Origin of the sequence: Morganella sp. EGD-HP17 (genome assembly GCF_000512315.2) — a bacterium.
GTDB classification, from domain to species: Bacteria; Pseudomonadota; Gammaproteobacteria; order Enterobacterales; family Enterobacteriaceae; genus Morganella; species Morganella morganii.
Window position 1 is genome coordinate 1 of sequence record NZ_AZRH01000014.1, and the last position, 26,731, is coordinate 26,731.

Annotated in this window: 29 protein-coding genes and 7 tRNA genes; 20 read left to right on the plus strand and 16 right to left on the minus strand. The window is 50.6% G+C overall.

Translation table 11 applies throughout. From position 1 onward, the window contains the following. Window positions 1-37: 37 nt before the first annotated feature. Both X965_RS14240 and X965_RS14245 read right to left on the minus strand, forming a co-directional pair. Window positions 38-1,192: an SGNH/GDSL hydrolase family protein gene (locus X965_RS14240; RefSeq protein ID WP_036418564.1), complete on the minus strand. Its 1,155-nt coding sequence runs from the start codon at window positions 1,190-1,192 to the stop codon at window positions 38-40. A 29-nt stretch (window positions 1,193-1,221) separates the two neighbouring features. Continuing rightward, window positions 1,222-1,830, minus strand: a complete 609-nt coding sequence (locus X965_RS14245) for a TetR/AcrR family transcriptional regulator (RefSeq protein WP_036415943.1) — start codon at window positions 1,828-1,830, stop codon at window positions 1,222-1,224. Window positions 1,831-2,040: 210 nt separating this feature from the next. Between X965_RS14245 and X965_RS14250 the strand changes: the two genes are divergently transcribed. The 4 genes from X965_RS14250 to catA all read left to right on the plus strand — a co-directional run bounded on the left by X965_RS14250 (window position 2,041) and on the right by catA (window position 5,649). Beyond that, window positions 2,041-2,997 carry an alpha/beta fold hydrolase gene (locus tag X965_RS14250; RefSeq protein WP_036418566.1) on the plus strand — a complete coding sequence of 319 codons (957 nt, stop codon included), beginning with the start codon at window positions 2,041-2,043 and terminating at the stop codon, window positions 2,995-2,997. 162 nt (window positions 2,998-3,159) lie between these two features. Further along, window positions 3,160-3,768, plus strand: a complete 609-nt coding sequence (locus X965_RS14255; RefSeq protein WP_032098806.1) for a hypothetical protein — start codon at window positions 3,160-3,162, stop codon at window positions 3,766-3,768. Window positions 3,769-4,051: 283 nt separating this feature from the next. Continuing rightward, window positions 4,052-4,858 (plus strand): hypothetical protein, encoded by an 807-nt coding sequence (locus tag X965_RS19785; protein ID WP_225902838.1) that lies wholly within the window; start codon window positions 4,052-4,054, stop codon window positions 4,856-4,858. 149 nt (window positions 4,859-5,007) lie between these two features. Beyond that, window positions 5,008-5,649, plus strand: coding sequence for a type A chloramphenicol O-acetyltransferase (gene catA, locus X965_RS14265; protein ID WP_004903992.1), 642 nt, complete (start codon window positions 5,008-5,010; stop codon window positions 5,647-5,649). A gap of 564 nt (window positions 5,650-6,213) precedes the next feature. Here the strand turns inward: catA and X965_RS14270 are convergent. Continuing rightward, entirely contained in the window at window positions 6,214-6,786 is a 573-nt protein-coding gene (locus X965_RS14270; protein WP_004903993.1) for a helix-turn-helix domain-containing protein, read from the minus strand. A 93-nt stretch (window positions 6,787-6,879) separates the two neighbouring features. Between X965_RS14270 and X965_RS14275 the strand changes: the two genes are divergently transcribed. From X965_RS14275 to X965_RS14285, 3 genes are all read left to right on the plus strand, one after another. Beyond that, window positions 6,880-8,055 (plus strand): benzoate/H(+) symporter BenE family transporter, encoded by a 1,176-nt coding sequence (locus tag X965_RS14275; protein ID WP_206426455.1) that lies wholly within the window; start codon window positions 6,880-6,882, stop codon window positions 8,053-8,055. Window positions 8,056-8,162: 107 nt separating this feature from the next. Next, window positions 8,163-8,933, plus strand: coding sequence for a GNAT family N-acetyltransferase (locus tag X965_RS14280; RefSeq protein WP_036418567.1), 771 nt, complete (start codon window positions 8,163-8,165; stop codon window positions 8,931-8,933). Window positions 8,934-8,936: 3 nt separating this feature from the next. Next, entirely contained in the window at window positions 8,937-9,872 is a 936-nt protein-coding gene (locus tag X965_RS14285) for an alpha/beta fold hydrolase (protein ID WP_004903997.1), read from the plus strand. Between the two features lie 74 nt (window positions 9,873-9,946). Here the strand turns inward: X965_RS14285 and uspF are convergent, their stop codons facing one another. From uspF to cysZ, 7 genes are all read right to left on the minus strand, one after another. Then, window positions 9,947-10,381, minus strand: a complete 435-nt coding sequence (uspF, locus tag X965_RS14290; RefSeq protein WP_004240247.1) for a universal stress protein UspF — start codon at window positions 10,379-10,381, stop codon at window positions 9,947-9,949. Window positions 10,382-10,513: 132 nt separating this feature from the next. After that, window positions 10,514-10,861, minus strand: coding sequence for a DUF3024 domain-containing protein (locus X965_RS14295; protein WP_004240248.1), 348 nt, complete (start codon window positions 10,859-10,861; stop codon window positions 10,514-10,516). A 286-nt stretch (window positions 10,862-11,147) separates the two neighbouring features. Then, window positions 11,148-11,657 carry a PTS glucose transporter subunit IIA gene (gene crr, locus X965_RS14300; protein ID WP_004240252.1) on the minus strand — a complete coding sequence of 170 codons (510 nt, stop codon included), beginning with the start codon at window positions 11,655-11,657 and terminating at the stop codon, window positions 11,148-11,150. 49 nt (window positions 11,658-11,706) lie between these two features. Continuing rightward, window positions 11,707-13,431, minus strand: a complete 1,725-nt coding sequence (ptsI, locus tag X965_RS14305) for a phosphoenolpyruvate-protein phosphotransferase PtsI (protein WP_004240253.1) — start codon at window positions 13,429-13,431, stop codon at window positions 11,707-11,709. 122 nt (window positions 13,432-13,553) lie between these two features. Beyond that, entirely contained in the window at window positions 13,554-13,811 is a 258-nt protein-coding gene (gene ptsH / locus X965_RS14310) for a phosphocarrier protein Hpr (protein ID WP_004240254.1), read from the minus strand. Window positions 13,812-14,087: 276 nt separating this feature from the next. Then, window positions 14,088-15,044: a cysteine synthase A gene (gene cysK, locus X965_RS14315; RefSeq protein ID WP_004240255.1), complete on the minus strand. Its 957-nt coding sequence runs from the start codon at window positions 15,042-15,044 to the stop codon at window positions 14,088-14,090. A 189-nt stretch (window positions 15,045-15,233) separates the two neighbouring features. Beyond that, window positions 15,234-15,986 carry a sulfate transporter CysZ gene (cysZ, locus tag X965_RS14320; protein WP_004240257.1) on the minus strand — a complete coding sequence of 251 codons (753 nt, stop codon included), beginning with the start codon at window positions 15,984-15,986 and terminating at the stop codon, window positions 15,234-15,236. A 234-nt stretch (window positions 15,987-16,220) separates the two neighbouring features. Here cysZ and zipA point away from each other — a divergent pair, with 234 nt between their 5' ends. The 3 genes from zipA (at window position 16,221) to X965_RS14335 (ending at window position 19,570) form a co-directional block, all read left to right on the plus strand. Then, entirely contained in the window at window positions 16,221-17,195 is a 975-nt protein-coding gene (zipA, locus tag X965_RS14325; RefSeq protein WP_036415376.1) for a cell division protein ZipA, read from the plus strand. Window positions 17,196-17,267: 72 nt separating this feature from the next. After that, the gene (gene ligA / locus X965_RS14330) at window positions 17,268-19,289 is read left to right on the plus strand and encodes an NAD-dependent DNA ligase LigA (protein WP_079549351.1); all 2,022 of its coding nucleotides are present in this window, start codon (window positions 17,268-17,270) and stop codon (window positions 19,287-19,289) included. Window positions 19,290-19,348: 59 nt separating this feature from the next. Continuing rightward, window positions 19,349-19,570, plus strand: coding sequence for a DUF3820 family protein (locus X965_RS14335; protein WP_004240260.1), 222 nt, complete (start codon window positions 19,349-19,351; stop codon window positions 19,568-19,570). Here the strand turns inward: X965_RS14335 and X965_RS14340 are convergent. Next, complete coding sequence (locus X965_RS14340; RefSeq protein WP_015422864.1) at window positions 19,564-19,986, minus strand: MarR family winged helix-turn-helix transcriptional regulator; 423 nt, start codon at window positions 19,984-19,986, stop codon at window positions 19,564-19,566. The two genes, X965_RS14335 and X965_RS14340, sit on opposite strands and share 7 nt — an antisense overlap. Before the next feature lie 123 nt (window positions 19,987-20,109). On the opposite strand from X965_RS14340, the gene X965_RS14345 reads away from it, so the two are divergent. Further along, entirely contained in the window at window positions 20,110-20,862 is a 753-nt protein-coding gene (locus X965_RS14345) for an SDR family NAD(P)-dependent oxidoreductase (protein ID WP_036418568.1), read from the plus strand. Between the two features lie 48 nt (window positions 20,863-20,910). On the opposite strand, the gene X965_RS14350 is transcribed toward X965_RS14345, so the two are convergent. The 3 genes from X965_RS14350 to gltX all read right to left on the minus strand — a co-directional run bounded on the left by X965_RS14350 (window position 20,911) and on the right by gltX (window position 22,677). Continuing rightward, window positions 20,911-20,986, minus strand: a tRNA-Ala gene (locus X965_RS14350). Between the two features lie 41 nt (window positions 20,987-21,027). Next, window positions 21,028-21,103, minus strand: a tRNA-Ala gene (locus X965_RS14355). A 158-nt stretch (window positions 21,104-21,261) separates the two neighbouring features. Beyond that, on the minus strand, window positions 21,262-22,677 hold the full coding sequence (gltX, locus tag X965_RS14360; protein ID WP_004240265.1) for a glutamate--tRNA ligase: 1,416 nt from the start codon (window positions 22,675-22,677) through the stop codon (window positions 21,262-21,264). A 146-nt stretch (window positions 22,678-22,823) separates the two neighbouring features. Between gltX and X965_RS19350 the strand changes: the two genes are divergently transcribed. From X965_RS19350 to X965_RS14390, 7 genes are all read left to right on the plus strand, one after another. Continuing rightward, the gene (locus X965_RS19350; protein ID WP_156341072.1) at window positions 22,824-22,973 is read left to right on the plus strand and encodes a hypothetical protein; all 150 of its coding nucleotides are present in this window, start codon (window positions 22,824-22,826) and stop codon (window positions 22,971-22,973) included. A 40-nt stretch (window positions 22,974-23,013) separates the two neighbouring features. Next, window positions 23,014-23,089: transfer RNA gene (locus X965_RS14365), tRNA-Val, on the plus strand. A 55-nt stretch (window positions 23,090-23,144) separates the two neighbouring features. Continuing rightward, window positions 23,145-23,220, plus strand: a tRNA-Val gene (locus X965_RS14370). A 37-nt stretch (window positions 23,221-23,257) separates the two neighbouring features. Continuing rightward, a tRNA-Val gene (locus X965_RS14375) sits at window positions 23,258-23,333 on the plus strand. Window positions 23,334-23,365: 32 nt separating this feature from the next. After that, window positions 23,366-23,441 (plus strand) — tRNA-Lys (locus tag X965_RS14380). Window positions 23,442-23,465: 24 nt separating this feature from the next. Further along, window positions 23,466-23,541 (plus strand) — tRNA-Lys (locus X965_RS14385). Between the two features lie 252 nt (window positions 23,542-23,793). Further along, entirely contained in the window at window positions 23,794-24,900 is a 1,107-nt protein-coding gene (locus tag X965_RS14390; RefSeq protein WP_004240267.1) for a hypothetical protein, read from the plus strand. A gap of 37 nt (window positions 24,901-24,937) precedes the next feature. Here the strand turns inward: X965_RS14390 and X965_RS14395 are convergent, their stop codons facing one another. Further along, window positions 24,938-25,402 (minus strand): HIT family protein, encoded by a 465-nt coding sequence (locus X965_RS14395; protein WP_036418571.1) that lies wholly within the window; start codon window positions 25,400-25,402, stop codon window positions 24,938-24,940. Window positions 25,403-25,563: 161 nt separating this feature from the next. Here X965_RS14395 and sra point away from each other — a divergent pair, with 161 nt between their 5' ends. Both sra and X965_RS14405 read left to right on the plus strand, forming a co-directional pair. Next, window positions 25,564-25,791, plus strand: coding sequence for a stationary-phase-induced ribosome-associated protein (gene sra, locus X965_RS19670; RefSeq protein WP_015422863.1), 228 nt, complete (start codon window positions 25,564-25,566; stop codon window positions 25,789-25,791). Between the two features lie 161 nt (window positions 25,792-25,952). Next, window positions 25,953-26,471, plus strand: coding sequence for a YgjV family protein (locus X965_RS14405; RefSeq protein ID WP_004240270.1), 519 nt, complete (start codon window positions 25,953-25,955; stop codon window positions 26,469-26,471). A gap of 4 nt (window positions 26,472-26,475) precedes the next feature. Here the strand turns inward: X965_RS14405 and X965_RS14410 are convergent, their stop codons facing one another. Next, the gene (locus X965_RS14410) at window positions 26,476-26,727 is read right to left on the minus strand and encodes a hypothetical protein (protein WP_048822556.1); all 252 of its coding nucleotides are present in this window, start codon (window positions 26,725-26,727) and stop codon (window positions 26,476-26,478) included. Window positions 26,728-26,731: the final 4 nt, after the last annotated feature.

A 26,731-nucleotide genomic window follows, 5' to 3' on the forward strand; every position in this document is an offset into this window, starting at 1 on the left:
ACCCGAAGCCCCGCTGAAACAGCGGGGCTTTCTGATATCAGGGCCGGATAACCGTCAGCGGGACAGACTGTGCAACCAGCCGGTGTCCTTTATTATTAAGATGAAGGTGATCCCCTGAATCATAGTCCGTACTGAGCTGCTGAGGACTGACCGGGTCGCGTACCAGCCGGTCGCTGTCAATAACAGCATCAAACTCGCCGCTTGTGCGCATCCAGTGGTTTATATCCTGCCGTACAGCCTCTTTTTCCGGTGAATAAAAACCGGTCATACCATACTCACCGGTTCCGCGTAGTGGTACCAGGGTGACGACGGTCATACGGATATTTTTTCCCCGCGCCATGGTCAGCAATTGCCGGAATCCCGTAATCACATCCGCTGCCGAAGGCACAGAACCCGCCGGGTCCAAATCGGTTCCCGCCAGGCCGATATCATTTAATCCGACCTGCACGATACAGGCGGTAACACCGGGTTGCATCAGCACATCACGCTCAAACCGCGATAATGTACTGATGCCGATGCCGTCTTTCAGCAGGCGCGAACCTGATTGTCCGGCATTCACCACGGCAATGTTTTCGTCAATAAAACGTTCTGCCAGATAATCAGTCCAGCGGCCATAGGTGTCCATGTCCACGCCGTTGCCGTCAACCATTGAATCGCCGATCACCACGAGTGTGCGGGCTTCTGATTCCGGCTGAATCAGCACGCTTTCAAGTAAAAGACGGGAACTGACAGCCTCGCCGTTTCCGGCCTCTTCCTGTCGCGTCCGGTTACCCGGTTCCAGTAAAGAGAAACGACGGGCATCCCAGTGGAAGGTATTAAGTGGTACCGGCTCCGGCAGGAAGGTCCTCAGCGTGAGCTCCGATAATGACGGAACATGCAGTGCAATTTCATCACTGCACAGGGTATCACCGGCAGGGATCACCGCCCCCTGCTGTCCGCCAAAGGTGACCGGTATTGCACGGTACTGGCCGGGAACGGAGAGATAACTTTCACCTGTCACCAGTGGCTGTGTGCCGTAGCGGTTGGAAAACACCAGCTGCAGTTTCTGCCCGCCTGTGCTGATACGCAATGACTGCCGGAGTGTCTGATTGCCGGTGATGGCCGGCATATCCGGCGGAAACGGAAATGCTTCACCGGATGCGGGCTGGGAGGCGGAAAGCCATGTGCAGATCGGGCGGACGGAAGAGGACATCAGAGATTCTCCTGCAGACAGAAACAGATTCAGTGTGTGGCCGGTGAGGCGGTCATGAGATCAAACATGTGCATGGCAATCTCTGTCATGGCCAGCAGGCGGTCACGGCTGACACCATCCCGAGCCTGGACAGAAATTCCGTGCAGCAGTGTTGCCACATAGTCCCCGAGTGCCTGTGTATCCGTATGTTCCGGTAAATCACCGGACTCAGCCCCCCGGCGCAGACGCTGTATGATCCCGCTTGTCCGTTCCCGGCGGTGGTCTGCCAGCCAGTGCATAATGGCTTCATTATCAGCAGAATAATTGGTCAGTGACAGCACCACCATACAGCCGTGCGGCCGGTCATCCCGGGTGTAGGTATCAACGGCACCGGTAAGCAGCTTTTTGATAGCACTGCGGGTATCCGGCTCTTTCAGCGCCGCATCCGCAAATGCACCTTCTTCCGCCAGATAAAGGGCTATCGCCTCCCGGAACAGATTTTCTTTCGACCCGAAGGCCGCATAGATCCGGGCGGATGCAATACCCAGCGCCGCAACCAGATCAGACATGGATGTACCTTCATAACCGCGCTGCCAGAACACCTGTTCAGCCTTGCGTAATGCAACTTCGCGATCAAATTCCCGTGGTCTGCCGGCCATCATATTTTCTCCGTATAGTTTATCTGAGGCAAATGCTACCAGTTCTTTATCGTTTAACAAAGAATTATTTTTTAGTGATTGACAAAGATTTGGATATCTCGTTAACCTATTAATTGTCGATCGACAAATAATTGAATTTCGTTGCAGGCAACATCCGTTTTGACGGGCTGCTGCGGAGACTTTTTAACTTATGACTTATACGGAACAGGTATGAATACATTATTCGGTAAGGTATTACTGGCAGCGGTAATGACTTTCGCAATCCACAATAATGTGCTTGCGGAGAATACACCGAAACCGCCGGTAACAGCACAGGTGAATGAGGCGGATTTTCAGCATCACTATACGGATGTGGCGGGGCAGCGGATACATTATGTGACGGCGGGAAAAGGCGAACCGGTGTTGCTGATCCCCGGCTGGCCGCAGACCTGGTACACATGGCGTTATGTGATGACAGGGCTGGCAGCACAGGGATATATGGCGATAGCGGTGGATCCGCCGGGAACCGGTTTTTCTGCCCGGCCGGACAGTGGCTATGATACCGGTGCGGTGGCCACAACGTTACATACCATGATGAATCAGCTGGGTTATAAAACCTATTCGGTAGTTGGTCATGATATCGGGATGTGGGTCGGTTATGCGCTGGCCAGTGACTATCCGGCAGATATTAAAAAAATCGTCCTGACCGAGGCTGTTATTCCGGGTCTGGCACCGGCTCCGGGTATTTTTGTTGATCCGGAGGAGAATATTTTCCTCTGGCACTTTATGTTTAATCAGGTTCAGGATTTACCGGAAACGCTGACCGCCGGTAAAGAGCGGGAGTATCTGAATTTTATTTTTGACCACTGGGCATACCGCCGTGACCGCGTTGCCGCACAGACGTATATCGATGCCTATTCTTCTCCGGGCGGACTGCGTGCCGGGTTTGCCTATTACCGGGCTATTCCGCAGACCATCGCGCAGAATAAGCGGCGGGCAGAGAAAAAACTGACTATGCCGGTTCTGGCCATCGGTGCTGATCACGCGACCCGTGATGCCCCGCAGCTGACAATGCAGGGAAGAGCGGTGAATTTGCAGGGCGCGATACTCAGTGAATGCGGTCATTTTGTGACGGAAGAGTGTCCTGAACAACTGATAGATGTAGTACTGCCGTTTTTACGCCAATAAAAACACCGGGATCTGATACGGGCCTCCTTTACGGAGGCTTTATTTTTTGCTGGTACTTTTATTCAGGATTGATATTGTTTGTTGCCGGAAAACAGCCGGATTAAATGATAAGTCAAATATGGCGGGATAACGTCATCATTAAATCAGCGGATATACTGAACAATGAAAAAAATAACGATAATTTCTGCATTGGTTGCAGCGTCACTATTACTGGGTGCCTGTGATAAAACAAAAGCAGCGGATAACGGACAAGGTGAGCGTTATGCAGCTCCTTTCGGTCTGACCTGGGGAATGACGGAAGAGGCGTTGGTACCACGGCTCGGTAGTCAGTCTGAAACGGATAACAGTGAATATGTCTGCCCGCTGACTAAAGTGACGTCTAAAACATTTTCCGGCGGATTAAATGAAGCGGGGGAGTACGAATTCCGCTTCTTACCACAGTACGGACAGCCGGATTTCAGCGGGCTGGTCGGTATTGGTTATTTTTATTCCACAGATGATGAAGCGGCATATCAGACACTGCTGAAAGAATTACAGCACAATCTTGAAGCGGAATATGGGAAACCCTCAATACTGGAAAGCAAAAAAGCAGACGAAGAACATTTTATTTATAAATCCGAAGAAAACGAAATCAGTTTATTTGTCATGATGCGTAACGCCCGTTTTTATATTTCACTGGATTACAGTTATTTTCCCAAAGAACATCAGGTCTCCCTGAAAAATAATATACAAAAAATAAAAGAGACCTGCATTAAGCAGCGGGGGGAGTAAGATATCAATAAGTACAGAAAACCACCGCTCATCCGGTGGTTTTCTGTTTGCGGAATAAAACAGATTAGTGACAGTTTTCTCAGAATAGCGTGTTCCGGTGGCATATACTGGTCATCAGGGAAAATAGTTACCGGGATGGAATGCCGGATGAATAAACGAATTTTCAGAGAATTGTTTCAACCGGACAGATCTTCTGTTCTCACGGGCTGATCCTATTTTATTGCCAATATCTGACTAAAAAAGAATTGGCTGCCTGAATGGTCCCCCTGTACCGGAGAGATGAATGTCCGTTTATTTTGTGATTTCTGTACTGATTATTTTTCTGATTATCCTGCTGATTATATTAATGATTACCAACAAAATTGTGATCAGCCGGAAGAAAATAGTTTATCTGTCACTGATTGCGCTGTTTTTTGCATTTTTTATTAAAAGTGCGGTGGTGGAAAAAAATGAACAGATAAAAACTCAGGTTCTTGAGATGGTACCGACACTAAAAGCCATCAATCAGGTTGATCCCGTTATGTCCGGGGCCTTTTTTGCCGATTTCAGAAATGCGGGTAAGGGTTCGAAAAAACGGGAAGAGTATTATATGCGCCTGCAGCAGTGGGCCACCGAAAATATTAAAAAACTGCTTTATCTCGCGGGGGATGACGCGGTGATTAATTACGGGAAAATGCGGCTGGAATTTTTGCAGAAAGCACTGGCGCAGGATACCTCCGGTGACTTCTGCTTTCGTGTACTGCATCCGGAAGTATCAGGCCCGCCGGATATGAAAAAGGCTTCCGCCGGGTACCGTGACTTTATTATCGGTAACAGAGCGTTGCTGGATCTGGTGAATTCAGCCGGTGAAGGGGCGCCTGTTGCGCATTATTCTGCGGATGAAATACAGTCATTATTTTCGGTGCAAATACAGGGGTCGGTGGATAAATACGGCGAGAGTTTCCTGACGGATGATCCGTATGTGCTGGCGGAAGACAAGCTGCAAACCTGTCAGATGGAAATTGATTTAATGGCGGATGTGCTGAGAGCACCGCCCCGTGAATCCGCAGAACTGATCCGCTATGTGTTTGCGGATGACTGGCCGGAATAAATAAAGCCGGGCTTAATACAGATTAAGCCCGTATCGGGTATTATTACTGAATACCAGACAGCTTACGGAGGACGGAATGTTACCCATTGAGACAACCAGACTGCCTTCTGATTATTAATATTTTTCACTATTAATCAGAAGGAATAACCATGAATTTTACCCGGATTGACCTGAATACCTGGAATCGCAGGGAACATTTTGCCCTTTATCGTCAGCAGATTAAATGCGGATTCAGCCTGACCACCAAACTCGATATTACCGCTTCGCGTACCGCACTGACGGAAACCGGTTATAAGTTTTATCCGCTGATGATTTACCTGATCTCCCGGGCTGTTAATCAGTTTCCGGAGTTCCGGATGGCAATGAAAGACAATGAACTGATTTACTGGGATCAGTCAGACCCGGTTTTTACTGTCTTTCATAAAGAAACCGAAACATTCTCCGTACTGTCCTGCCGTTATTTTCCGGATCTCAGCGAGTTTATGGCAGGTTATAATGCGGTAACAGCAGAACATCAGCATGATACCGGATTGTTTCCGCAGGGAAATTTACCGGAGAATCACCTGAATATATCATCATTACCCTGGGTAAGTTTTGACGGATTTAATCTGAATATCACCGGAAATGATGATTACTTTGCCCCGGTTTTTACGATGGCAAAGTTTCAGCAGGAAGGTGACCGCGTACTATTACCTGTTTCTGTACAGGTTCATCATGCAGTCTGTGATGGTTTTCATGCAGCAAGGTTTATTAATACACTTCAGATGATGTGTGACAACATACTGAAATAAGTTAATTAATTCTGTATTTAAGCCACCGTATCCGGCAGGAATGGTGGTTTTTTTTATATTTTAACCGTAATCTGTAATTTCATTTCAGAATGGTTCAGGATCACTGTACGATAATGCCCCCGCAGTTTGGTAATACCCTTAATAAAAAAGAAACAGCAAATACTAACAGCAATAATAATAAAATAAGCAGTAACAATAATATTAATAACACCAGATATAATAATAATAGTATTTAAGACACAAGAAAGACTGCTGCGACAGTCATTTGGAACAACACCAAAATGCCGTAAAGGTAGTAGTAACAACACCAGTGAAAACATCACGACAGCATAGCGATATGCCTGAGTGTGTTTAATTAAACAATAAATAAACCGCCATATATAACAGAAGATAGTATTCTGAATGGCATGCTTTTCTGTTCAGTATAAACATATCATCCCGGTTGGTATAAGGATGATATATAATAAGTTAAGCTGAACACGTATTTATTTTGGTTTTATTTTACAAATAAAGTAAGACGATCCGTTAAGTCAAAGCGGGGTATATTTATTATACCCCGCTTTTTTATTTGTCCGCCGGACGCGGGTAATGGATCAGATTATGCAGTGTCACAATGGTCTTACCGGGATTGGCGTAAGCGTGCGGGATATCCGCATAAAAGCGCAGGGATTCCCCGGCAGAAACGGTATGCCACTCATCCCCCAGCCGCAGTTGTAATGCACCTTCCAGCATAATGACATGTTCGATAACCCCGGGTTCATGAGGGCCGGATTCACTGAGCGCCCCCGGCAGCAGGTCAATCTTCAGTAAATCCGTTTTCAGTTCATCATCAAACGGGATCAGCGGTGTGACACGCATCCCGGAGCGGGTCTGTTCAAAGACCGGCAGTGTTGCAAACGAATGAAGCCCCGCCTGCACCTGCGGCTGTGCGCCTTCCAGAAAAACAGAGAAAGCGACATTGAAGCCGGTGGCGATTTTCCACAGCGTGGATACCGTCGGGCTGGATTGGCCGCGTTCAATCTGGCCGAGCATGGCTTTGCTGACGCCGGTCAGTTGTGCTGCCTGGCTGAGGCTCAGCCCGCGTTCGGCACGCAGTTGTTTAAAGGTCTCTGCAACAGCGGGTGTGATATCGTGCATAAATTGTCATTATTCCGGGTAAATGTCATTGTCCGTTATAGCATCCGGTGATAGAGTCCGATCGTCTGCTATAACATCCGATGGTGTGTTCCTATGAGTAAGTTAACATTTTTTCGTGCCTTTTCTCCAGCAATGATGATGACAGGCCTGGTTGCGGTGCTGGTCGGCTATGCCAGTTCAGTGGCGATTATTCTGCAGGCGCTGGATGTGGCGGGGCTTGATACCGCACAAACCGGCGGCTGGCTGATGATGCTGGGGATCGGGATGGGGGTGACAACGATCGGGTTGTCGCTCTGGTATAAAATGCCGGTGCTGACCGCCTGGTCTACGCCGGGGATCGCGCTGCTGGTAACCAGTTTGTCCGGCGTGACCATCAATGAAGCCGTCGGCGTGTTTATTTTTGCCTCCGGACTGATGTTTCTGTGTGGCGTGACCGGTATTTTTGCCCGGCTGATGAATTATATCCCGCGCGCACTGGCCTCGGCGATGCTGGCCGGTATTCTGCTGCGTTTCGGGCTGACGGCGTTCGGTGCGCTGAATACCAGCTTTGTGCTGTGTGCCGCGATGATAGCCGCGTATGTGGTGATGCGGCGGATTTTCCCGCTGTACGCTATTATTGCTGCCCTGATCACCGGTATCACCGTGACCGGACTGAGCGGCGATCTGCATTTTGTCCGGGCCGGCAATGTGTTTGCGCTGCCGGAATTTGTGATGCCGTCATTTACCCTGACGTCCCTGATCAGTGTCGGCATTCCGTTTTTTATTGTGTCGCTGGCCTCGCAGAATGCGCCGGGGATTGCGATTTTACAGGCTAACGGTTATCCGCCGCACACCTCTGTGCTGCTGAGCTGCTCGTCGCTGGCGGCTATCCTGCTGGCACCGTGGGGCGGGTTCAGTATCTGCATTGCGGCGATCACCGCCGCGATTTGCATGGCACCGGATGTGCACCCGGATCCGGCGCGGCGTTATACCGCTGCTGTCTGGGCGGGGATATTTTATCTGCTGGCGGGGATTTTCGGCGGCGCGGTTTTTATGCTGTTCAATGCCTTTCCGGCGGTTCTGATACAGATCCTGGCCGGGCTTGCTCTGCTGACCACGCTGATGAACAGCCTGCACCAGTCACTGGCAGATGAAAAAGGGCGGGATGCGGCGATTATCTGTTTTCTGCTGACGGCATCGGGTATTACGCTGCTGGGTATCAGCTCAGCCTTCTGGGGATTGCTGGCGGGCATTGTGGTGCATCAGATTATGGCAATACGCAGGGGCTGAGTGTCAGGCTCCGGAATGTCTTAACATTCCGATAAGGTATATAACGGCTTATATTATAGAGTGGGGATAATAAATCCCGCCGATGCTTATACCATTCCGGAGACACCATGAGTTTACAGAATTACCGCACGACAGAGCGCCATTTCTGGCGCAGTATCGCGCAGGATGTCATCACCGTAAGTGATCGTGCAGAATGCTATCTGACACCGCTGCCGGTGCCTGTCTTTAACTATATCTATCTGCAGGCCGGTGCGGATAGTAATGAGTTCTCACTGGCACAGCAGCATTTTACGGCACATCATAAACCTCATTGCCTGGTGGCGGAGAAATCCGCGGCAGAAACACTGCACCCGCAGATTATGGCGGCGGGTTATGAGGCGGACGGTGAAACCAGTGCTATGCATCTGTCTGTTGATGCGTGGCAGCCGTCCTCTGTTCTTCCGGCCGGATATGAAATCCGTGAGGTAAATGACCAGCTTTCGTTGTGGGCGGAGCCGCTGGAAGCCGCTTTTCCGGCGGGAGAGGATGACGAAGAAGCGCCGGATTTCAGTATTGTCAGTGACTATATCAGTTATCATCAGCGGGCAATGGCAAACGGTACTGAGCTGCACCATGCTGTTCTGTTGTGTCAGGGGAAACCGGTCAGCTGCATCACGCTGTCGTTGTCAGAATACGGCGCGCGGATTGATGATCTCGGAACTGTTCCTGCATATCAGGGCAACGGCTGCGCCACACTGTTGCTGGATTATGCGCTGACACTGTGCAGAACGCGGGGTATCCGGGATTGTTATCTGGAAGCGTCGTCCGAAGGGTTGAGTCTGTATCAGAAGCTCGGTTTCCGCACATTGTTTAATTATCTGTTTTATGTGAAGGGATGAAGAATGCGTAAGGCTGCCGTCTGTGCACTGCTGGGTTGTCTGCTGATGGCGCCTGCAATGGCATCAGAAACACAAAATACCGGGGAAGAGACTGTCCGGACAGAAAACCTTGCCCGTCAGGATGGCAGTGCTGTTCATTACTACCTGCTGCACCGGCAGGCGGAACCCACCCGCAAATTGCTGGTGCTGATTCAGGGCTCTGATTGTAACAGTGCTAAAAACAACCGTTTTATGGTGGATACTTTCGGTGGCGCGTTCCCGGACCATGACATTCTGCTGGTGGAGAAATACGGTATTACCGATGCGCTGCCTTTTAATGACCGCGATGGTGAGCGGGCAGACTGCCCGGCGGAAACCATGTTCAATGATTCTCTGTCGGTGCGGGTCAGCGACTATGCTGCGGTGCTCGACCGTCTGAAAGGGGAGTATGACACCGTGCTGCTGCTGGGCGGCAGTGAAGGGGCGACTGTTGCTGAACACACTGCGCTGGCATCACCGGCGGTTGACGCAGTGGTGGCTGTTAATGGCGGAGGGCGCTTTTTCCTGGATGATGTCACGGACAGCTTCCGCAATAGTCCTCAGCCACTTGAGGAGTCTCAGTTAGCCGGTTTTCTGGCATTTACTGATGCGGTAAAACGCAATGAGGTGGAGAACGATATGCTGGTCAGCCAGCACGGGATGCGCTGGTGGCGCGAATTTCTGGCGGCGGATGCGCAGCAGGTACTGAACGGGCAGACAAAACCGGTGCTGGTTATTCAGACGTTGAATGATACCAATGTCAGTGTCACATCGTTTAAGCAGATGCAGAAAGCGGTGGAGAACCCGGTGGTGACATTCAGAACCTTTGATAATCTGGATCACTATTTTAAAGATACAGACGGAAACCGGCATACCGCGCAGATCCTCGCGGTTATCCGTGACTGGTACACCCGGCAGTGATTCTTTGCTGATTGCAGGAAAATAAAGAAACAAACGCCCGTTAAAACGGGCGTTCAGTCAGGCGCTGCCGCGTATCAGCGGACAACCAGAACCGAGGTATGGGCGTAGCGTACAACCGCTGCGGCGTTGGAGCCGAGCAGATAGGTGGACATATCCGGGCGGCGTGAGCTGATGACAATCAGGTCGCTTTCCAGAGTATCCGCCAGTTTCAGAATCTGATCTTTCGGTGAGCCGGAAACCACATGCAGTTCAAACTGCTCTGCAGGCAGATTAAAATCACTGACCATCTTCGCCAGTTGTTCTTTGGCGCTGTCCAGAATTTCATCTTTTTCCGGCAGAGTTGCGGCATAGGCAATACCGAAAGAGGCAAAGTGAGAGAATGACGGGATCACCGCTATAAAGTGAATTTTGGCATTTTCAAATTTGGCTAATGTCTGAATCGTCGGGATCACCTCGCGGGTCAGCCCGGTTTCGGAAATATCGATTGGAACTATAATCGTTTTATACATACATACCTCGCAATCTGAAAGCCGGCAAATAAGTTAGTAGTAATAGTAACCTGCGTAATGAGCACTATACGTGAAAACGATCAAAATTCACAAATAAACCCCTTAACGGAGCTTAATTGTGTGATGTGGTGACTAACTGAAAATAAAACGGTCGGATTTATCATCCAGAACCTGTTTCAGCAGTGCACTCAGTGTACCGGCAGGGCAGTCCGGATAAGGCTGCCATTTGTTGTTATCCACATAAAAAAGCTGCCAGTTATCATCAGCTTCTGACCAGGTCAGTCTGGCAATTTGTTTTTCAATGGTTTGCGGGGTGCCGCACGGGCAGACGAGTTGTTTCTGATAAATCAGTATGTTGTTATTGTCCGTACGGTACTGAACATCGAACTCATCGGGGATATGACCATTCGGATACAGGCGCTCAGTGAACAGGCGCATGTTCTGCTTTATTTGCTGTGTCTGAACTGAATTAAATTCCATAGCATTACCATTTTGTGACGAACGAAAATGAAAACTTCCCGTTTATCCCGCCCGTGGTTCCGGCGGATCCGGCCGTATCAGGCAGTGCGTAATCTGCGTAAATTGCGGACCGTCACGGGAGATCATGTTAGCGCATTTCACTGAGGTGAGAAATACTTTTCCGGTAATTTCCGGACAACAGGCAGGGGATAATACAACAGAATTAATCAATCAAAGGAAAACGGACGAAAAAAAACGGCTTCCGCAGAAACCGTTTTTCAGTGTACAGACTGTGATGCAGAAGCCGTTATTTTTTGATTTTGATGACAACGGTTTCGCCGACAGTGACCGGACCGGTCATTTTGGTCATCTCTTTGATTTCATCCATATTGGAGATAACCACCGGAGTCAGGGTGGATTTGGCTTTCTCTTCGAGAAGCGCCAGATCGAATTCAAGTACCAGGTCGCCTTTTTGTACGCGCTGGCCTTCTTCCGCAATACGTTTGAAGCCTTCACCTTTCAGTTCAACAGTGTCGATCCCGAAGTGAACAAACAGTTCAATCCCGCTGTCCGATTCAATGGAGAACGCGTGATTAGTTTCAAAAATTTTACCGATTGTACCGTCAACAGGGGCAACGATTTTATTCCCTGCCGGTTTGATAGCAATGCCATCGCCGACAATTTTTTCAGCGAAAACAACGTCAGGCACATCTTCGATATTCACAATCTCACCGGACAGCGGCGCCACGATGTCAATCGTGCCGCTGTCTTTTTTATCATCCGAAACCAGCGACTTCAGTTTGTCAAACAGACCCATGAATACTCTCCTAAATGTTGATACGGGACCGGGCGTGAATTTGGCTTTCTCAGCACAGGGTTTTTTCTTTGGTGAAGGTTTCCACCAGTGCCATCAGTTCTGTTGCCGTCGGCTGAGCGAGTGCCTGTTCAGCCAGTGCTTTCGCATCTTCATAATGCGTATTGCGGATCAGTTTCTTGATACGCGGGATAGCAATAGAACTCATACTAAATTCATCTAAACCCATGCCCAGCAACAATAAAGTTGCACGTTCATCACCCGCCAGCTCACCACACATTCCGGTCCATTTCCCTTCCGCGTGGGAAGCGTCAATGACTTGTTTGATAAGGTTCAGCACCGCAGGAGACATCGGGTTGTAGAGATGGGAAATCAGCTCATTTCCGCGATCCACAGCCAGAGTATACTGCGTCAGGTCGTTGGTTCCAATACTGAAAAAATCGACTTCTTTTGCAATGTGACGTGCATTAACTGCTGCCGCCGGGGTTTCCACCATGATACCAACTTCAATAGTTTCATCAAAAGGTTTCTGTTCATCCCGCAACTGCTGTTTCATTTCGTCCACTATCTTATTGAGTTCGCGGACTTCTTCGACGGAAATCACCATCGGGAACATGATACGCAGCTTTCCGAAAACTGAGGCACGTAAAATCGCGCGCAGCTGGGTGTCGAGAATTTCACGGCGATCCAGACAGATACGGATGGCACGCCAGCCGAGGAACGGGTTTTCCTCTTTCGGCAGATTCATATAAGGCAGGTCTTTGTCACCGCCGATGTCCATGGTGCGGACAATAATGGCTTCATCCGGCATTGCCTGAGCGACTTCTTTATAAGCGCGGAACTGTTCTTCTTCCGTCGGCAGCGAGTCGCGATCCATAAACAGGAATTCGGTGCGGTATAAACCGACACCTTCCGCGCCGTTGCGTTCGGCACCCGGCATATCGCGCACGGTACCGATGTTGGCACAGACTTCCACCTGGTGACCATCGAGGGTGACAGCAGGCAGATCTTTGAGTTTTGCCAGTTCGGCTTTTTCCGCCAGATAGTCATCGCGCACTTCTTTCATGCGCTCAATGTCTTCTTCTGACGGATTGAGATAAATGGTGTTGTTGACCGCATCCAGGATCAGGTAATCATCACTTTTGATATTTTCAGTGGCATTCCCGGTACCGACCACGGCAGGGATTTCCAGAGAGCGGGCCATGATGGAAGTGTGGGAGGTCCGGCCGCCGATATCGGTGATAAAACCCAGCACTTTTTTCAGGTTCAGCTGTGCGGTTTCGGACGGTGTCAGGTCTTTGGAAACCAGAATCACTTCCTCAGCGATGGCGCTGAGGTCGATAATCGGCATGCCGAGAATATTTTTCAGCAGACGGTTACCGATGTCGCGGACATCGGCCGCGCGTTCTTTCAGATACTCATCATCCAGACCTTCCAGGGCGGTGGCCTGTTCTTCAATCACCTGGTGTACCGCGTAATCGGCGGTTTTTTTGCTTTTGATGATGTCAGTGATTTCATTTTCAAGCTCCTCGTCTTCGAGCAGCATGATATGACCTTCAAAAATTTCGGCTTTTTCCGCACCGAGATTTTTTTCAGCGGTTTCTTTGATGGCATTCAGCTGTGCGGACGCTTTGGCGCGGCCTTCAGTGAAACGCCGGATTTCAGCATCAATCTGCTCAGCAGAAATCGACTTCTGGCTGATAATGATAGGTTCTTCTTTGAGTAACAACGCTTTACCAAAAGCGATACCCGGTGAAACAGAGATTCCTGAAACCATAATAATACCTTTGAGTTTACTGGGGGACGTACAGCAGCGGGCTGCGTGAGCGTACCCGGAAACGGACTATCCCCGGCATGAGACGGTGGCCGGGGATCCTGACAGGTGAGGGCGGAAGGAGATTACTCCAGTTCACCCATCAGTTTGACGAGGTGCTCTACTGCTTTCTGCTCATCTTCACCTTCTGCGGCGATAGTCACCACGGTGCCCTGTGTCAGACCCAGAGTCTGTAACTTGAACAGACTTTTGGCGCTGGCGCTTTTGCCGCCGGAAGTCAGGGTGATGTCAGAAGCGAAAGTTTTGGCTTCTTTGACAAACTGAGCCGCAGGACGGGTGTGCAGACCGTTAGGTGCAGTAATGGTGACTTCTTGCTGATACATAGCGTTACCTCATGTTTGGAATTTTTTATCGGCGGTTAATATTAAGACATATAACAGTAATCATAGCCGGAGCAAGTAAAATAGCACAACCCGAAGATTCGACATACGTATTTGGTGTCATTATTTTGAGCTGTGAAATAATTACTTTTTTAATACTAAACAACCGCACAAAAATCATCCCGCAGAGTGTCAAACTTTGATCCGTTGCACAAAAAAAGCACCCTTTGCGGGTGCTTTCGAGGTCAGGCAGGGCGGGGACTGAATCCGTTCAGTTGATCAGTTTTCACTGATATCGGCGAACAGCGCAGTACTCAGATAACGTTCACCGGAAGACGGCAGGATCACCACGATATTTTTGCCCTTGAATTTATCTTCTTTCGCGAGACGTTCCGCAGCAATTACCGCCGCACCGGATGAAATACCGGCGAGAATACCTTCGCGCTCCATCAGTTTACGGGCGGTGGCGAAAGCATCTTCGTTGCTGACCAGCTCGACGCGGTCAATCAGGCTCAGATCCAGGTTACCCGGGATAAAACCGGCACCGATACCCTGAATTTTGTGCGGGCCCGGTTTGATCTCTTCCCCGGCCAGTGCCTGGGTGATGACAGGGGAGCCTTCCGGCTCGACGGCCACGATAGTGACGTCTTTTTTCCCTTTGATGTTTTTCAGGTAACGGGCGATACCGGTGATGGTGCCGCCGGTACCGACACCGGCAACCACAACATCCACATTGCCGTCAGTGTCTTCCCAGATTTCCGGACCGGTGGTTTTTTCATGGATCGCCGGGTTGGCCGGGTTGCTGAACTGCTGTAACACAATATAGCGGGACGGATCAGACGCGCTGATTTCATCGGCTTTTTCAATCGCGCCTTTCATGCCTTTCGCGCCTTCGGTCAGTACCAGGTTGGCACCCAGGGCTTTCAGCAGTTTGCGGCGTTCGATACTCATGGTATCCGGCATGGTCAGGGTGAGTTTGTAACCACGGGCGGCAGCAACATACGCCAGTGCAATCCCGGTGTTACCGCTGGTCGGCTCGACCAGTTCCACACCCGGTTTCAGGATACCGCGCTTTTCCGCGTCCCAGATCATATTGGCGCCGATACGGCACTTGACGCTGAAACTCGGGTTACGGGATTCGACTTTCGCCAGGATATTGCCGTGACCGAAATGTTTGAGGCGCACCAGCGGTGTGTGACCAATGGTTAGCGAATTATCTTCATATATCTTACTCATCGGTTTTCCTTATAGGGTTATTCATAATCAGACTAAATATAAAACCACATTACCCGCTGACCGGCGGAAAGGAAATACATAATCGGCATATCCTTATAACCGGACAGACGATCAATAGCGAAAAAGTATAAGGAGCAGGAAAACGGCAGGGCAGTGTGATAACCGCCCTGCACGGAAGGGGGTTGCGGATCAGTCGCGGACAAACTGTGCGCGGTAGCGATCCACCCACAGCGCGGTGGCACCGCAGACCGCCGCAGGCATAATAAACAGGTTCACAAACGGGATCATGGTCAGCACACTGACCAGCGAACCGAACTGGAGATTGGTCATATTATCGCGGCGCAGTGTGCTTTTCATTTCCGGAAAACTGACCTTGTGGTTATCAAACGGGAAATCCCCGTACTGCACGGACATCATCCAGGCACCGAAAATAAACCAGAGTACCGGCGCGAGTGTCTGCCCGATCCCCGGAATGAAAAACAGGATCAGCAGAATAACGGCACGCGGGATGTAATAAAGCAGTTTGACCATCTCACGTTTCAGAATACGCGGGATATCATTTATCAGATCTGCCCAGCCCTGATCCGGTGCGGGACGCCCGGTGAGCTCCGCTTCCAGTTTCTCCGACAGCCAGCCGTTAAACGGCGAGGCGATGATATTGGCGATCGTGCTGAAAAAATAGCTGAAAATCAGCAGCACAGAAATCACCGCCACCGGCCAGATAAGATAATCCAGCCACTGCAGCCAGCCCGGTACTTTATCCATCAGCCAGGCTATCCACCCGCCGAACTGACTGAACAACCACCAGAGTGCACCGCCCATAACCACGATATTGGCCAGCAACGGCAGAATCACGAAGGCCCGGAGACCCGGACGCATCATCAGCCGCCATCCCTGTGCAACATATGCAAAGCCGCTGAGCGGCCTGACAGGATTTGTCATACTTCCTATTCACTCCTATGATTGGAAAACGTTATACTATCAGACTGAACTATTGATTTGTCCGGCCACAAATGAAATGTCAGGATGAAAAATCAGTCAAAAAGAGCAATTAAATGATCTTTATTGCAAGAAATTCGTGCAGGGACTTGAACTTAACATCATTGACAAATACTCTTGTAATCAAACGATAGTATTTTGCCATGGTGGCCTTTAATTTAAACAACAGAGATAGCACTGATGCAAGATTTGCGTCTGATATTAATCGTTGTGGGTGCGGTAGCAATCATCGCATTGTTACTTCACGGACTGTGGACGAGCCGTAAAGAGCGTTCTTCCCTGTTTCGCGCGCGCCCCATGAAGCGTCGTAAATACGAGTCGCAGGATGAAGCCGCTGATGATATGTCAGAGGCACACGGCTCCCGTCACTCTGCTGTATTACCGGAGGATCCGGCTCCGCAGGTCTCTCCGTATTCAGAAGCGCAGAATGAGCAGGATCCGTTATTATCTGCCGGCAGAATGTATCCGTCATCAGAGCCGGAAGAACCGCCTGTGATGCCGAAAGCCCAGAGCCCGCGCCGTCAGCCGGTAAAAGCACCGGAAACAGAGCCGCAAATCGGATTATTTGATGCCCTTGAGCAGGAAGCACAGGCACCGGCAGCTCCGGCTCCGGAGGTCATGACAACAGCCGCGGTGATCACTGCCGCTGAAACTGACATGCCTCACACAGAAGAGCCGGTAACTGAACCGGAACCGGTTCAGGAAGCGCCGCGCAGCAGTGCAGAGAACAATGAGATTGTGCTGGCACTGTTTGTGTCCGCCCATCCGGGACAGATGGTCGCAGGTGATATTCTGCGCACCGCTATCGAGCAGGCCGGGTTCCGTTTCGGGGCGATGAACATCTATCACCGCCATGTCGATCCGGCAGGCAGTGGTCCGGTGTTATTCAGTCTGGCCAATATGGTGAATCCGGGCACGTTTGTACCGGAGCAGATGGAAGAGATCGAAACCCCGGGCGTGGCCATGTTTATGATGGTGCCGTCTTACGGTGACGCAAACCAGAACTTCAAGCTGATGTTACAGGCTGCTCAGCGTATCGCCTCTGATGTCGGCGGCGTGGTTCTGGATGAGGAGCGCAAAATGCTGACACCGCAGAAAATCGAGGTGTACAAGGCGCGCATCCGCAAAGTTCTCGTCGCCAAACAGAACTGAGACACACAAATCGCACAAAAACCCCCGCAATGACGGGGGTTTTTTTCAGGTATAAACAGATTGCAGATCACTATGATGCCAAAAAATAACGAAAACGACATTGAACAGCTGCGCGCCACACTGCGCCATCATGAATACTGTTATCACGTGCTGGATAACCCGGAAGTGCCGGATGCGGAATATGATCGCCTGATGCAGCGTCTGAAAGCGCTGGAAGCGGAGCATCCGGAACTTATCACACCGGATTCCCCGACACAGCGGGTCGGGGCATCACCGCTGAGTGCATTTGAACAGGTGCGCCATGAGATTCCGATGCTGTCACTCGATAACGTGTTTGATGAGGAGAGCTATCTTGCCTTTGACAAACGTGTACGTGACCGTCTGAAAGACACGCAGGATCTGACATTCTGCTGTGAGTTAAAACTCGACGGCCTGGCGGTCAGTCTGCTGTATGAAAACGGCAGTCTGGTGCAGGCAGCCACCCGGGGGGACGGTACCACCGGGGAAAACATTACCGCCAATGTGCGGACCATCCGCGCTATTCCGCTGAAACTGCGCGGGGAAAATATCCCGCAGCGTATTGAGATCCGCGGCGAAGTCTTTATGCCGCAGAAAGGCTTTGAAGCCATGAATGAGGAAGCGCGCCGCACCGGGGGCAAGGTGTTTGCCAACCCGCGTAACGCCGCAGCCGGTTCATTGCGCCAGCTGGATCCGGCGGTGACAGCCAAACGCCCGCTGACTTTCTTCTGTTACGGCGTGGGCGTGCTGGAAGGCGGCACACTGCCGGGCAGTCACTATGATCGCCTGCAGCAATTTAAAGCCTGGGGCTTACCGGTCAGTGATCGTGTGATGCGCTGCACCGGCAGTCAGGCGGTGCTGGATTTCTATCACAAGGTGGAAGAGAGCCGTCCGGTGCTGGGTTTTGATATTGACGGCGTGGTGATTAAAGTGGATTCCATTGCACTCCAGGAGGCGCTGGGCTTTGTGTCCCGCGCCCCGCGCTGGGCGACTGCCTTTAAATTCCCGGCCCAGGAACAGATGACCGTTGTCCGTGATGTGGAATTCCAGGTCGGCCGTACCGGTGCGATTACCCCGGTTGCCCGTCTGGAGCCGGTGCTGGTGGCCGGTGTGACGGTCAGTAATGCCACACTGCATAATGCGGATGAAATCAGCCGTCTCGGTCTGAAAATCGGCGATACCGTGGTTATCCGCCGTGCCGGGGATGTGATCCCGCAGGTGGTGGGTGTGGTGGAATCAGAGCGTCCGGCGGATGCGCGGGATATTGAATTTCCGCTCAGTTGCCCGGTGTGCGGGTCAGATATTGAGCGGGTGGAAGGCGAGGCGGTTGCCCGCTGTACCGGCGGTCTGATTTGCGGGGCACAGCGCAAAGAAGCACTCAAACATTTTGTGTCCCGCCGTGCCATGGATGTGGACGGGCTGGGGGATAAAATTATCGACCAACTGGTGGATGCGGAGTATGTGAAGACCCCGGCGGATCTGTGGCGTCTGACCCCCGGTAAGCTGACCGGGCTGGATCGCATGGGACCGAAATCCGCACAGAAACTGACTGACGCGCTGGCGGCATCAAAACAGACTACATTTGCCCGTTTCCTTTACGCGCTGGGGATCCGCGAAGTCGGCGAAGCCACGGCGGCCAATCTGGCAGAACATTTCGGAACCCTGGATGCCTTACAGCAGGCGGATACAGAAGCACTGAAAGCCGTTCCTGATGTCGGGGAGGTTGTCGCGAAGCATGTGGTCAATTTCTTCCGCGAGCAGCACAACCGCGAGGTTATCACTGATCTGACCGGAGATGTCGGTATCAGCTGGCCGGATGTGGTGGCGGTAGATGCATCGGCACTGGATAACCCGTTTGCCGGTAAAGTGGTTGTGCTGACCGGCTCACTGCAGATCCTGACCCGTGATGAGGCGAAAGATCGTCTGACGGCTCTGGGGGCGAAAGTCACCGGCAGTGTCTCGAAGAAAACCGATCTGGTGGTTGCCGGGGAAGCTGCAGGCTCCAAGCTGGCCAAAGCGGAAGAGCTGGGTATTAAAGTGATCAATGAAGATGAGTTTATTGCACTGCTGAACTGACAGACAGGCTGAAAAACGGTCTTCCGCAGAAGACCGTTTCAGTCACATCAGGAGAGATGATGGAGAAAGAAGATTTAGTGGCAGTCGCTAACACGGCTATGCCATTTGGTAAATACAAAGGTTGCCGTTTAATTGACCTTCCCGAGGAATACCTGCTCTGGTTTGCCCGTAAAGACAGTTTCCCGGAAGGGCGCCTGGGGCAGCTGATGCAACTCACCCTTGCGATTAAAACCGAAGGTTTAAGTGGCCTGATAAAACCGCTTAAACGTCCCGCTCACTGATCCCGGGTCAGTGCATCGATGACTTTCCGGCTCAGTATACGAAACTGGCGCTGTTCATCGTCATCCAGACTTGCAAATACTTTTTCTGCATTGCGGGTGCGTCCTGTCGCCGCGCGGGACAGAAACTCTTCACCTTCCGGTGTCAGCTGGGTCACCAGTTCCCGTTTATCGGTCTCCGACTGATACTGGGAAACAAACTGGTGTTTTTTCAGCGCCCGTAATGATTTCGAGACATTCTGGCGCGAAATCCCGAGTTTCTGGCTTAAATCCGACGGGGTTAAATCCCCCTGAAGGCGCAACATTTCCATTACGTCATACTGTGCCCACGTCACCTTTTCAGGTGAGCAGATGGTCCGTTGCGCTACTAATGTGCACTGTAACAATGACAGTGTATTTTCCAGTTCCTTGAATGACATAACACCTCCCTTTTATCCTCCCCCTTAGTTTAGCCGAAAGGCAAAATCAGGAAAAGAAAGTTGATTAACAAAAGTTAATCAATTAAGCTTTTAGTTAACCAAAGTTAATTAAAAGGTGATGCTATGACAGACTTTCAACAGAAGATTATCCTGGTTACTGGTGCATCAACCGGGGTGGGTGAAGGAATTGCCCGTGAATTACTGAAAAGGGGGGCTAAAGTTGCGATTACCGGGCGGAATCCGGAACATCTGCAAAAGGCCATAAATGAGTGGGATCCTACGGGAGATAGCGTGCTGGCAATTGAAGCAGATGTACGTAAACTGAGCGATTGTAAGCGGATGGTGAGCACAGTGTCAGATAAATTCGGTGCTTTACACGGGTTGGTAAACAATGCCGGGATCACCGGACCGCATGGTGTGAAGATTGAGGATTACGATTTTGAGGCCTGGCAGGATGTGATGGCTACGGATGTGACCGGCACATTTCTCGGGATGAAATTCGCTATTCCTGCCATTATCAAAAGCGGCGGCGGGGCGGTGGTGAATTTATCAGCCTGTAACGGCGTCACCGGTATTGCGGGAATTGCACCTTATACCGCCGCCAAGCACGCGGTACTCGGGCTGACCCGCGCGGCGGCACTGGAATATGCAGAGCAGGGCGTGCGGATTAATGCGGTCGGTCCCGGCTATGTGGCGACACCGAATATTCTGGCGTTACCGCAGGATGTGCAGGCAATGATGGCGGAGAGTCACCCGATGAAGCGGATGGCAACACGGGAAGAGGTGGCAAAAATGGTAGCGTTTCTGTTATCAGATGACAGTCGTTTTTGTACCGGCGGTTTTTATCCGGTGGATGGCGGGTATACCGCACAATGACAGGAAGGCAGAAACGAAAAACCCCGGTCAGAGACCGGGGTTTGAATTTGGTGGAGCTAAGGGGGATCGAACCCCTGACCTCTTGCATGCCATGCAAGCGCTCTCCCAGCTGAGCTATAGCCCCGGAAAACCGGATGTCACGGTATTTATCATTCACCAAAGATTTGGTGGAGCTAAGGGGGATCGAACCCCTGACCTCTTGCATGCCATGCAAGCGCTCTCCCAGCTGAGCTATAGCCCCGATAAAATCGACCGGACGCGCAGCATAATAGGCAAGGTTCCCTGAGCTGTCAACGGCTTAATATGAAATTCGTGTGCGACCGATGAAAAAGCCGTCAATTCAGTAAAATGACAAAAAAATACCCGGCACAGGACCGGGTATCAGGCAGCAGATAGTGATTACTGTGCTTCGCGCTCAGCAATAAAGGCCAGCGCCATATCGATACGCGCCAGAGAGCGGGACTGACCAATCGCATGTACGGTCACATCCAGGCCCGGAGACTGACCGGCACCGGTCACAGCAACACGTAACGGCATACCGACTTTACCCATCCCGATTTCCAGTTCATCAGCGGTTGCCTGAATGGCTTCGTGTACAGCTTCCGGTGTCCAGGTGGTCAGTGCAGCCAGTTTGGCTTTAACCACTTCCAGCGGCTGACGGGCAACCGGGCGCAGATGTTTTTTCGCGGCATCGGCATCGAAGCTGTCAAAGTCTTCATAGAAGTAACGGCAGGTTTCCGCCATTTCTTTCAGTGTTTTGCAGCGTTCGCCCAGCAGGCGGACCAGGTCTGCCAGTTCAGGGCCGTTGCGGGTATCAATCCCGGCGTTCTCAATATGCCATTGCAGGTACACAGCCACTTCTTCCGCAGGCATGCTGTTAATGTAGTGGTGGTTGAGCCACTGTAATTTCTCAGTATTGAATGCACTGGCGGATTTGCTGACGGCTTCCAGGGTGAACAGCTCCGTCATTTCCTCAATGCTGAAGATTTCCTGATCGCCGTGAGACCAGCCCAGACGCACCAGGTAGTTCAGCAGTGCCTGCGGCAGATAGCCGTCATCGCGGTACTGCATCACACCCACTGCACCATGGCGTTTGGATAATTTCTTGCCGTCATCACCGTTGATCATGGAGACGTGGGCATATTCCGGTACCGGCGCACCGAGAGCTTTCAGGATGTTGATCTGGCGCGGTGTGTTGTTGATATGGTCTTCACCACGGATAACATGGGTGATTTCCATATCCCAGTCATCGACAACCACACAGAAGTTATAGGTCGGGGAACCATCAGTACGGCGGATGATTAAGTCATCCAGTTCCTGGTTGCTGAATTCGATCGGCCCGCGGATTTTGTCATCAAAAATAACAGATCCTTCCTGCGGGTTACGGAAACGCACCACATGCGGCTCATCCGCGGTATGGTTATGAGCGTGATCACGGCAGCAACCGTCATAACGCGGTTTCTCATTATTTGCCATCTGTTTTTCACGCAGGGCTTCCAGGCGCTCTTTGGAGCAATAGCAGCGGTAAGCCGTACCGTTTTCAATCATGGTGTCGATCACCTGATTGTAGCGGTCAAAGCGTTTGGTCTGGTAGTACGGACCTTCATCCCAGCCGAGATTCAGCCAGTTCATCCCGTCCATAATGGCGTCGATAGCTTCCTGAGTTGAGCGTTCAAGATCGGTATCTTCTATACGCAGGACAAATTCACCGTGGTTGTGACGGCTGTACAGCCAGGAGTACAGAGCGGTACGTGCGCCGCCCACATGCAGGTAGCCGGTAGGGCTGGGTGCGAAACGGGTTTTTACTTTACTCATTGGAATGCCTTTCATAACGTCTGCGCCAGACGTAGTGGATGAAGAAATACGATTCGGGATATTTTAGCACTGAGACATAATTCCTCAATGAAAAGGGGGAAAGAAGGCCGAAAAAGTCATTTTTCTCGTGTCAGAAGGAAAAATACATGACAAAACAGGGCGTTTTTGCAGCAATGAATCTGACGGCGATCACGATTTATCCGATTTCTGCTTACATACTGCGCGCGGGTGGTGATAATCAGAACAGGGTGACTAAAATTACAACGAACGATCATTTTCTTTCGAAAAAGCGTTGACTCAAACGCGCAGATCCCTATAATGCACCTCCATCACGACGGGCGATTAGCTCAGTTGGTAGAGCATCTCCCTTACAAGGAGGGGGTCACTGGTTCGAGCCCGGTATCGCCCACCATTCTTATTAAGAATGAACGTTGTGATAGTGAAGTAAAGCAGTAAATGTTATGAATGGGCGATTAGCTCAGTTGGTAGAGCATCTCCCTTACAAGGAGGGGGTCACTGGTTCGAGCCCGGTATCGCCCACCATTCATAATAATGATGTAAGTTGCAGTCATCCTGAAGTGGGCGATTAGCTCAGTTGGTAGAGCATCTCCCTTACAAGGAGGGGGTCACTGGTTCGAGCCCGGTATCGCCCACCACTTCACATGATTCTCCCGCATCACTCAGGTATGGGTCGTTAGCTCAGTTGGTAGAGCAGTTGACTTTTAATCAATTGGTCACAGGTTCGAATCCTGTACGACCCACCATTCCTGAAAATCAATCCCAAAGATGGGTCGTTAGCTCAGTTGGTAGAGCAGTTGACTTTTAATCAATTGGTCACAGGTTCGAATCCTGTACGACCCACCATCTTTCTTCTCCCTGCAGTTCTCTTTTTTCTCAGTTATCCTCTTTCTTAATTTCTGTTTATTTCTCTCTGTTCTCTGTCGGATTTTGTGATCTGTCTCATGCTGTCCCATTAAAGTTTTTAACCGGTCTGCCGTTATTTCCCTGTATCAGTCACGATTTTTTGTGATCTCTCTTTTTATAACAAACACTGACGTCGTTCCGGCAGCCCGGAGCGGCATATCTGTATTTCTTTCAGCATGGAGCTATATTCCGATGTCGTGGCCTGTTCCTGAATTTCCGGTTAAACGTGATGCACCGGGCGCCAAAATTACGCTGTGGCTGGGGTTGCTGTTCGTCGTTCTGGCCCTTATCTTTTTTCTCGATTTTTATATTTTCAAACTCCCGCTGACGGAAGTACTGATTTTTATCTATCTGCCATACATTCTGATCTGGATGTGTCTGTTCACTTACGCCATGCACCGTCATGAGCAGGCGCGGATTGCCTGTCAGAGCTGGAATGCTTCCATTAATTTCAAACGTAATGAGTGGGTCAACTGGTGCCAGCGCAGACTGATGGTGACCGGGGTTTCATTGCTGATGCCGAAAAGTGTTAAACAGGTTTATACCTCAGAGCGGAAACAACGGACAGATGAAGAAGATAAACAACTGCTTGCCGGTTATGACCATTCGGTTGAGGCTATTTTTACCGCGCTGGCGAAAGATCTGAATCAGCAGCATGAAGGTTATCAGTCAAAACTGAAAACCGTGTATGTGATCACCCCGAATCAGCTGCAAAATACAGAAATTGAGCGCAATGTAACGAAAATCTGGGGTTGTGCGACTGAATTCATTCAGACACCGGATGATATCGGCCATCTGTTTGATGAGGAAGATAACAGCGCCATGTGGCTGCTGGTCGGACTGAATATCTGGCAGGCGGGTCAGATACCGGCTTATCACGAAATGGCAGGCGCTATTCTGCTGACATCCTGCTACTATTTTGAGCGCAATACATTTCCGTTTAACGGTAGTTTGTCCCGCTTTATGCCGATCAATGAAATGCAGTTAACCGCCGATCTGCCGATGATGGAAAAAATGAATCTGCTGGATAAAGAGGAAGAGAAATCATTCTGGCTGATGCGGGAAAATGAACTGGCGCAGGATGTGATTTATCAGTACTGCAATAAAGCACAGCGCCGTACTTTCCTGAAAAATAATATTTATATTGCGGATAATCAGGTCAGCGCTGACAGGGAAGCGGTTTTTGTGATGGCAATGATGCTGATAAAAGCGATGGAAACCCTCAGCCCGCAGTGTCTGCTGATGATGGACAGTGATGGTCTCGGGTATGCCACTGTGGTCGGGTGCGAAGTCCGCTGACACAACATTCCGGTGGTGAAGGCACCACCGGAATCACTCACTTTTCCTGACCTGCGCGGATAGCCGCCGCCAGTTCAGCCAGCTTCTTATCATCTGCCCGCTCACAGTCGTGGGATGACAAAAATCTCGGATACTGTGTGTAAAATGCGGGCTGTTTATGCTCGATCGGCCGCCATTCTGTCATATCTGCGGTGCCGTGCATCGGGCTGAGTTTACTGTGGATATGATCCACCCCGTAGCCCTCGAAAAACATGCCGCAGCGTGCGACATCCGGAAATGCCTTTTCCAGAACTTTTGCCACTTTTTTAGTTGCCAGCACCAGGCCGGTCAGAACATCGTCTTCCAGGTCAAACGCATAGCTCGGGTAATGCGCCTTCGGGATCACCACCGTAAAACCGTCGGTATTGGGAAATATCGACAAAAATGCCAGATAATGCTCATCTTCCCAGATCTTATGACAGGGGGCTTTCCCCGCCGCGATATCACAAAAAATACACGCCATTTATCAGACTCTCCCGGTCAGTGAACAGGTCGTATCCAACATACAGGATAGGGCACGGAAATACCATTATGCAGGCGGTAAATCAGCCACTTAGGGAAAACTTTATTATTTTCAGTAAGTTGCTATAATAGGTGAACGTTCACAACAATGAGGAGTTTATTATGCGAACTAACAGAGCGGCGAGACGTTTGTTAGGAATGCCCTATACATACAGTAAAGGGAAATCAAAAATTAACATCTTTATTGCAGCTGCCGCAGATGAAAACGCGGAAAAAATCCCGCAGGCGCTGAAGTCAAAAAGCAGAATCTGTGTCATTCAGGACGACAATAAGAAGACCCGAACTTATCACAAAATCGAGACACATTATCCGGGCTATATGGCATGCTGATACCACTGCACATGTGATAACGGCATGATGCAATAAGAAAAGGGGCTGAGGCCTCTTTTTTAATGTCTGAAACGTGCAATCGCTCGCAACCTGAACAAATTATGTTTATGCTGGCAGCACAATAATTAAAACCATTCAGCATGTGATTACGGCAGGGGAAGATGGACTATCTGTATTACGCAGGGCAGGGGCTCGGTATTGTTGCGTTTATTATCGGCACGACGGTTTTTGTCCAGCGCAATGAGCGGAAACTCAAAATCCGGTTATCAATTTACACTGCCATTATGGCATCCCACTTTTTTCTGCTCGGTGCATATCCCGCCGGGATCAGTGCCACGCTCAACAGTATCCGGACTTATGTGTCTATCAGCCATCGTCAGCGTTGGGTGCTCTGGTTATTTGTTTCACTGACACTGGTTCTGGCGGTGCCTAATATCCGTACCTGGCAGGAAGTGCTGCCGGTAACGGGCACCCTGATGAGCACCTTTGCGTTTTTCCTGCTGACGGGATTGCGTATGCGGTATGTGATCTGGTGTTCAACGGCCTGCTGGGTGGTGTATAACGCCTGGCTGGGAACGGTCGGTGGCACACTGATTGAATCGACGTTTCTGGTGATCAACGGCTGGGCGATTTTCCGTTTCCGGCGTCTGATAAAACAGGGAATTAATCCGTTCAGTTAAGCGGTTACGGCTGCTCATCCGGTGGGAGTGTGTCTTCCGGATCATCCGGAATTCCGGGGCTGTCGTCATCACCGGAGCCGTTTTCCCGCATCACCTCGTTACACATGAAGTAGAGGTTGGGACGGCGTTTGGCGATATATTTCAGGCGGAGTTCGCACTCATGTCTGGTATAGATATCTTCCGTGACCGGCAGTGCCTCGCAGGCATCGTCGCCGCAGGTACTCACCAGTAGCACAAATCCGATAGTTTCTAACATAAAC

Coding starts and splice junctions, on each gene's coding strand:
- X965_RS19785 (WP_225902838.1), top strand. CDS start 4,052: ATGTCCGTTTATTTTGTGATTTCTGTACTGATTATTTTTCTGATTATC.
- X965_RS14255 (WP_032098806.1), top strand. CDS start 3,160: ATGAAAAAAATAACGATAATTTCTGCATTGGTTGCAGCGTCACTATTA.
- X965_RS14335 (WP_004240260.1), top strand. CDS start 19,349: ATGGAGAAAGAAGATTTAGTGGCAGTCGCTAACACGGCTATGCCATTT.
- crr (WP_004240252.1), bottom strand. CDS start 11,657: ATGGGTCTGTTTGACAAACTGAAGTCGCTGGTTTCGGATGATAAAAAA.
- X965_RS14295 (WP_004240248.1), bottom strand. CDS start 10,861: ATGGAATTTAATTCAGTTCAGACACAGCAAATAAAGCAGAACATGCGC.
- gltX (WP_004240265.1), bottom strand. CDS start 22,677: ATGAGTAAAGTAAAAACCCGTTTCGCACCCAGCCCTACCGGCTACCTG.
- ligA (WP_079549351.1), top strand. CDS start 17,268: ATGATGCCAAAAAATAACGAAAACGACATTGAACAGCTGCGCGCCACA.
- X965_RS14280 (WP_036418567.1), top strand. CDS start 8,163: ATGAGTTTACAGAATTACCGCACGACAGAGCGCCATTTCTGGCGCAGT.
- X965_RS14390 (WP_004240267.1), top strand. CDS start 23,794: ATGTCGTGGCCTGTTCCTGAATTTCCGGTTAAACGTGATGCACCGGGC.
- X965_RS14245 (WP_036415943.1), bottom strand. CDS start 1,830: ATGGCCGGCAGACCACGGGAATTTGATCGCGAAGTTGCATTACGCAAG.
- uspF (WP_004240247.1), bottom strand. CDS start 10,381: ATGTATAAAACGATTATAGTTCCAATCGATATTTCCGAAACCGGGCTG.
- X965_RS14345 (WP_036418568.1), top strand. CDS start 20,110: ATGACAGACTTTCAACAGAAGATTATCCTGGTTACTGGTGCATCAACC.
- X965_RS14270 (WP_004903993.1), bottom strand. CDS start 6,786: ATGCACGATATCACACCCGCTGTTGCAGAGACCTTTAAACAACTGCGT.
- X965_RS14340 (WP_015422864.1), bottom strand. CDS start 19,986: ATGTCATTCAAGGAACTGGAAAATACACTGTCATTGTTACAGTGCACA.
- X965_RS14250 (WP_036418566.1), top strand. CDS start 2,041: ATGAATACATTATTCGGTAAGGTATTACTGGCAGCGGTAATGACTTTC.
- ptsI (WP_004240253.1), bottom strand. CDS start 13,431: ATGGTTTCAGGAATCTCTGTTTCACCGGGTATCGCTTTTGGTAAAGCG.
- X965_RS14410 (WP_048822556.1), bottom strand. CDS start 26,727: ATGTTAGAAACTATCGGATTTGTGCTACTGGTGAGTACCTGCGGCGAC.
- sra (WP_015422863.1), top strand. CDS start 25,564: ATGCGAACTAACAGAGCGGCGAGACGTTTGTTAGGAATGCCCTATACA.
- cysK (WP_004240255.1), bottom strand. CDS start 15,044: ATGAGTAAGATATATGAAGATAATTCGCTAACCATTGGTCACACACCG.
- catA (WP_004903992.1), top strand. CDS start 5,008: ATGAATTTTACCCGGATTGACCTGAATACCTGGAATCGCAGGGAACAT.
- X965_RS19350 (WP_156341072.1), top strand. CDS start 22,824: ATGACAAAACAGGGCGTTTTTGCAGCAATGAATCTGACGGCGATCACG.
- X965_RS14275 (WP_206426455.1), top strand. CDS start 6,880: ATGAGTAAGTTAACATTTTTTCGTGCCTTTTCTCCAGCAATGATGATG.
- ptsH (WP_004240254.1), bottom strand. CDS start 13,811: ATGTATCAGCAAGAAGTCACCATTACTGCACCTAACGGTCTGCACACC.
- X965_RS14240 (WP_036418564.1), bottom strand. CDS start 1,192: ATGTCCTCTTCCGTCCGCCCGATCTGCACATGGCTTTCCGCCTCCCAG.
- cysZ (WP_004240257.1), bottom strand. CDS start 15,986: ATGACAAATCCTGTCAGGCCGCTCAGCGGCTTTGCATATGTTGCACAG.
- X965_RS14405 (WP_004240270.1), top strand. CDS start 25,953: ATGGACTATCTGTATTACGCAGGGCAGGGGCTCGGTATTGTTGCGTTT.
- X965_RS14395 (WP_036418571.1), bottom strand. CDS start 25,402: ATGGCGTGTATTTTTTGTGATATCGCGGCGGGGAAAGCCCCCTGTCAT.
- X965_RS14285 (WP_004903997.1), top strand. CDS start 8,937: ATGCGTAAGGCTGCCGTCTGTGCACTGCTGGGTTGTCTGCTGATGGCG.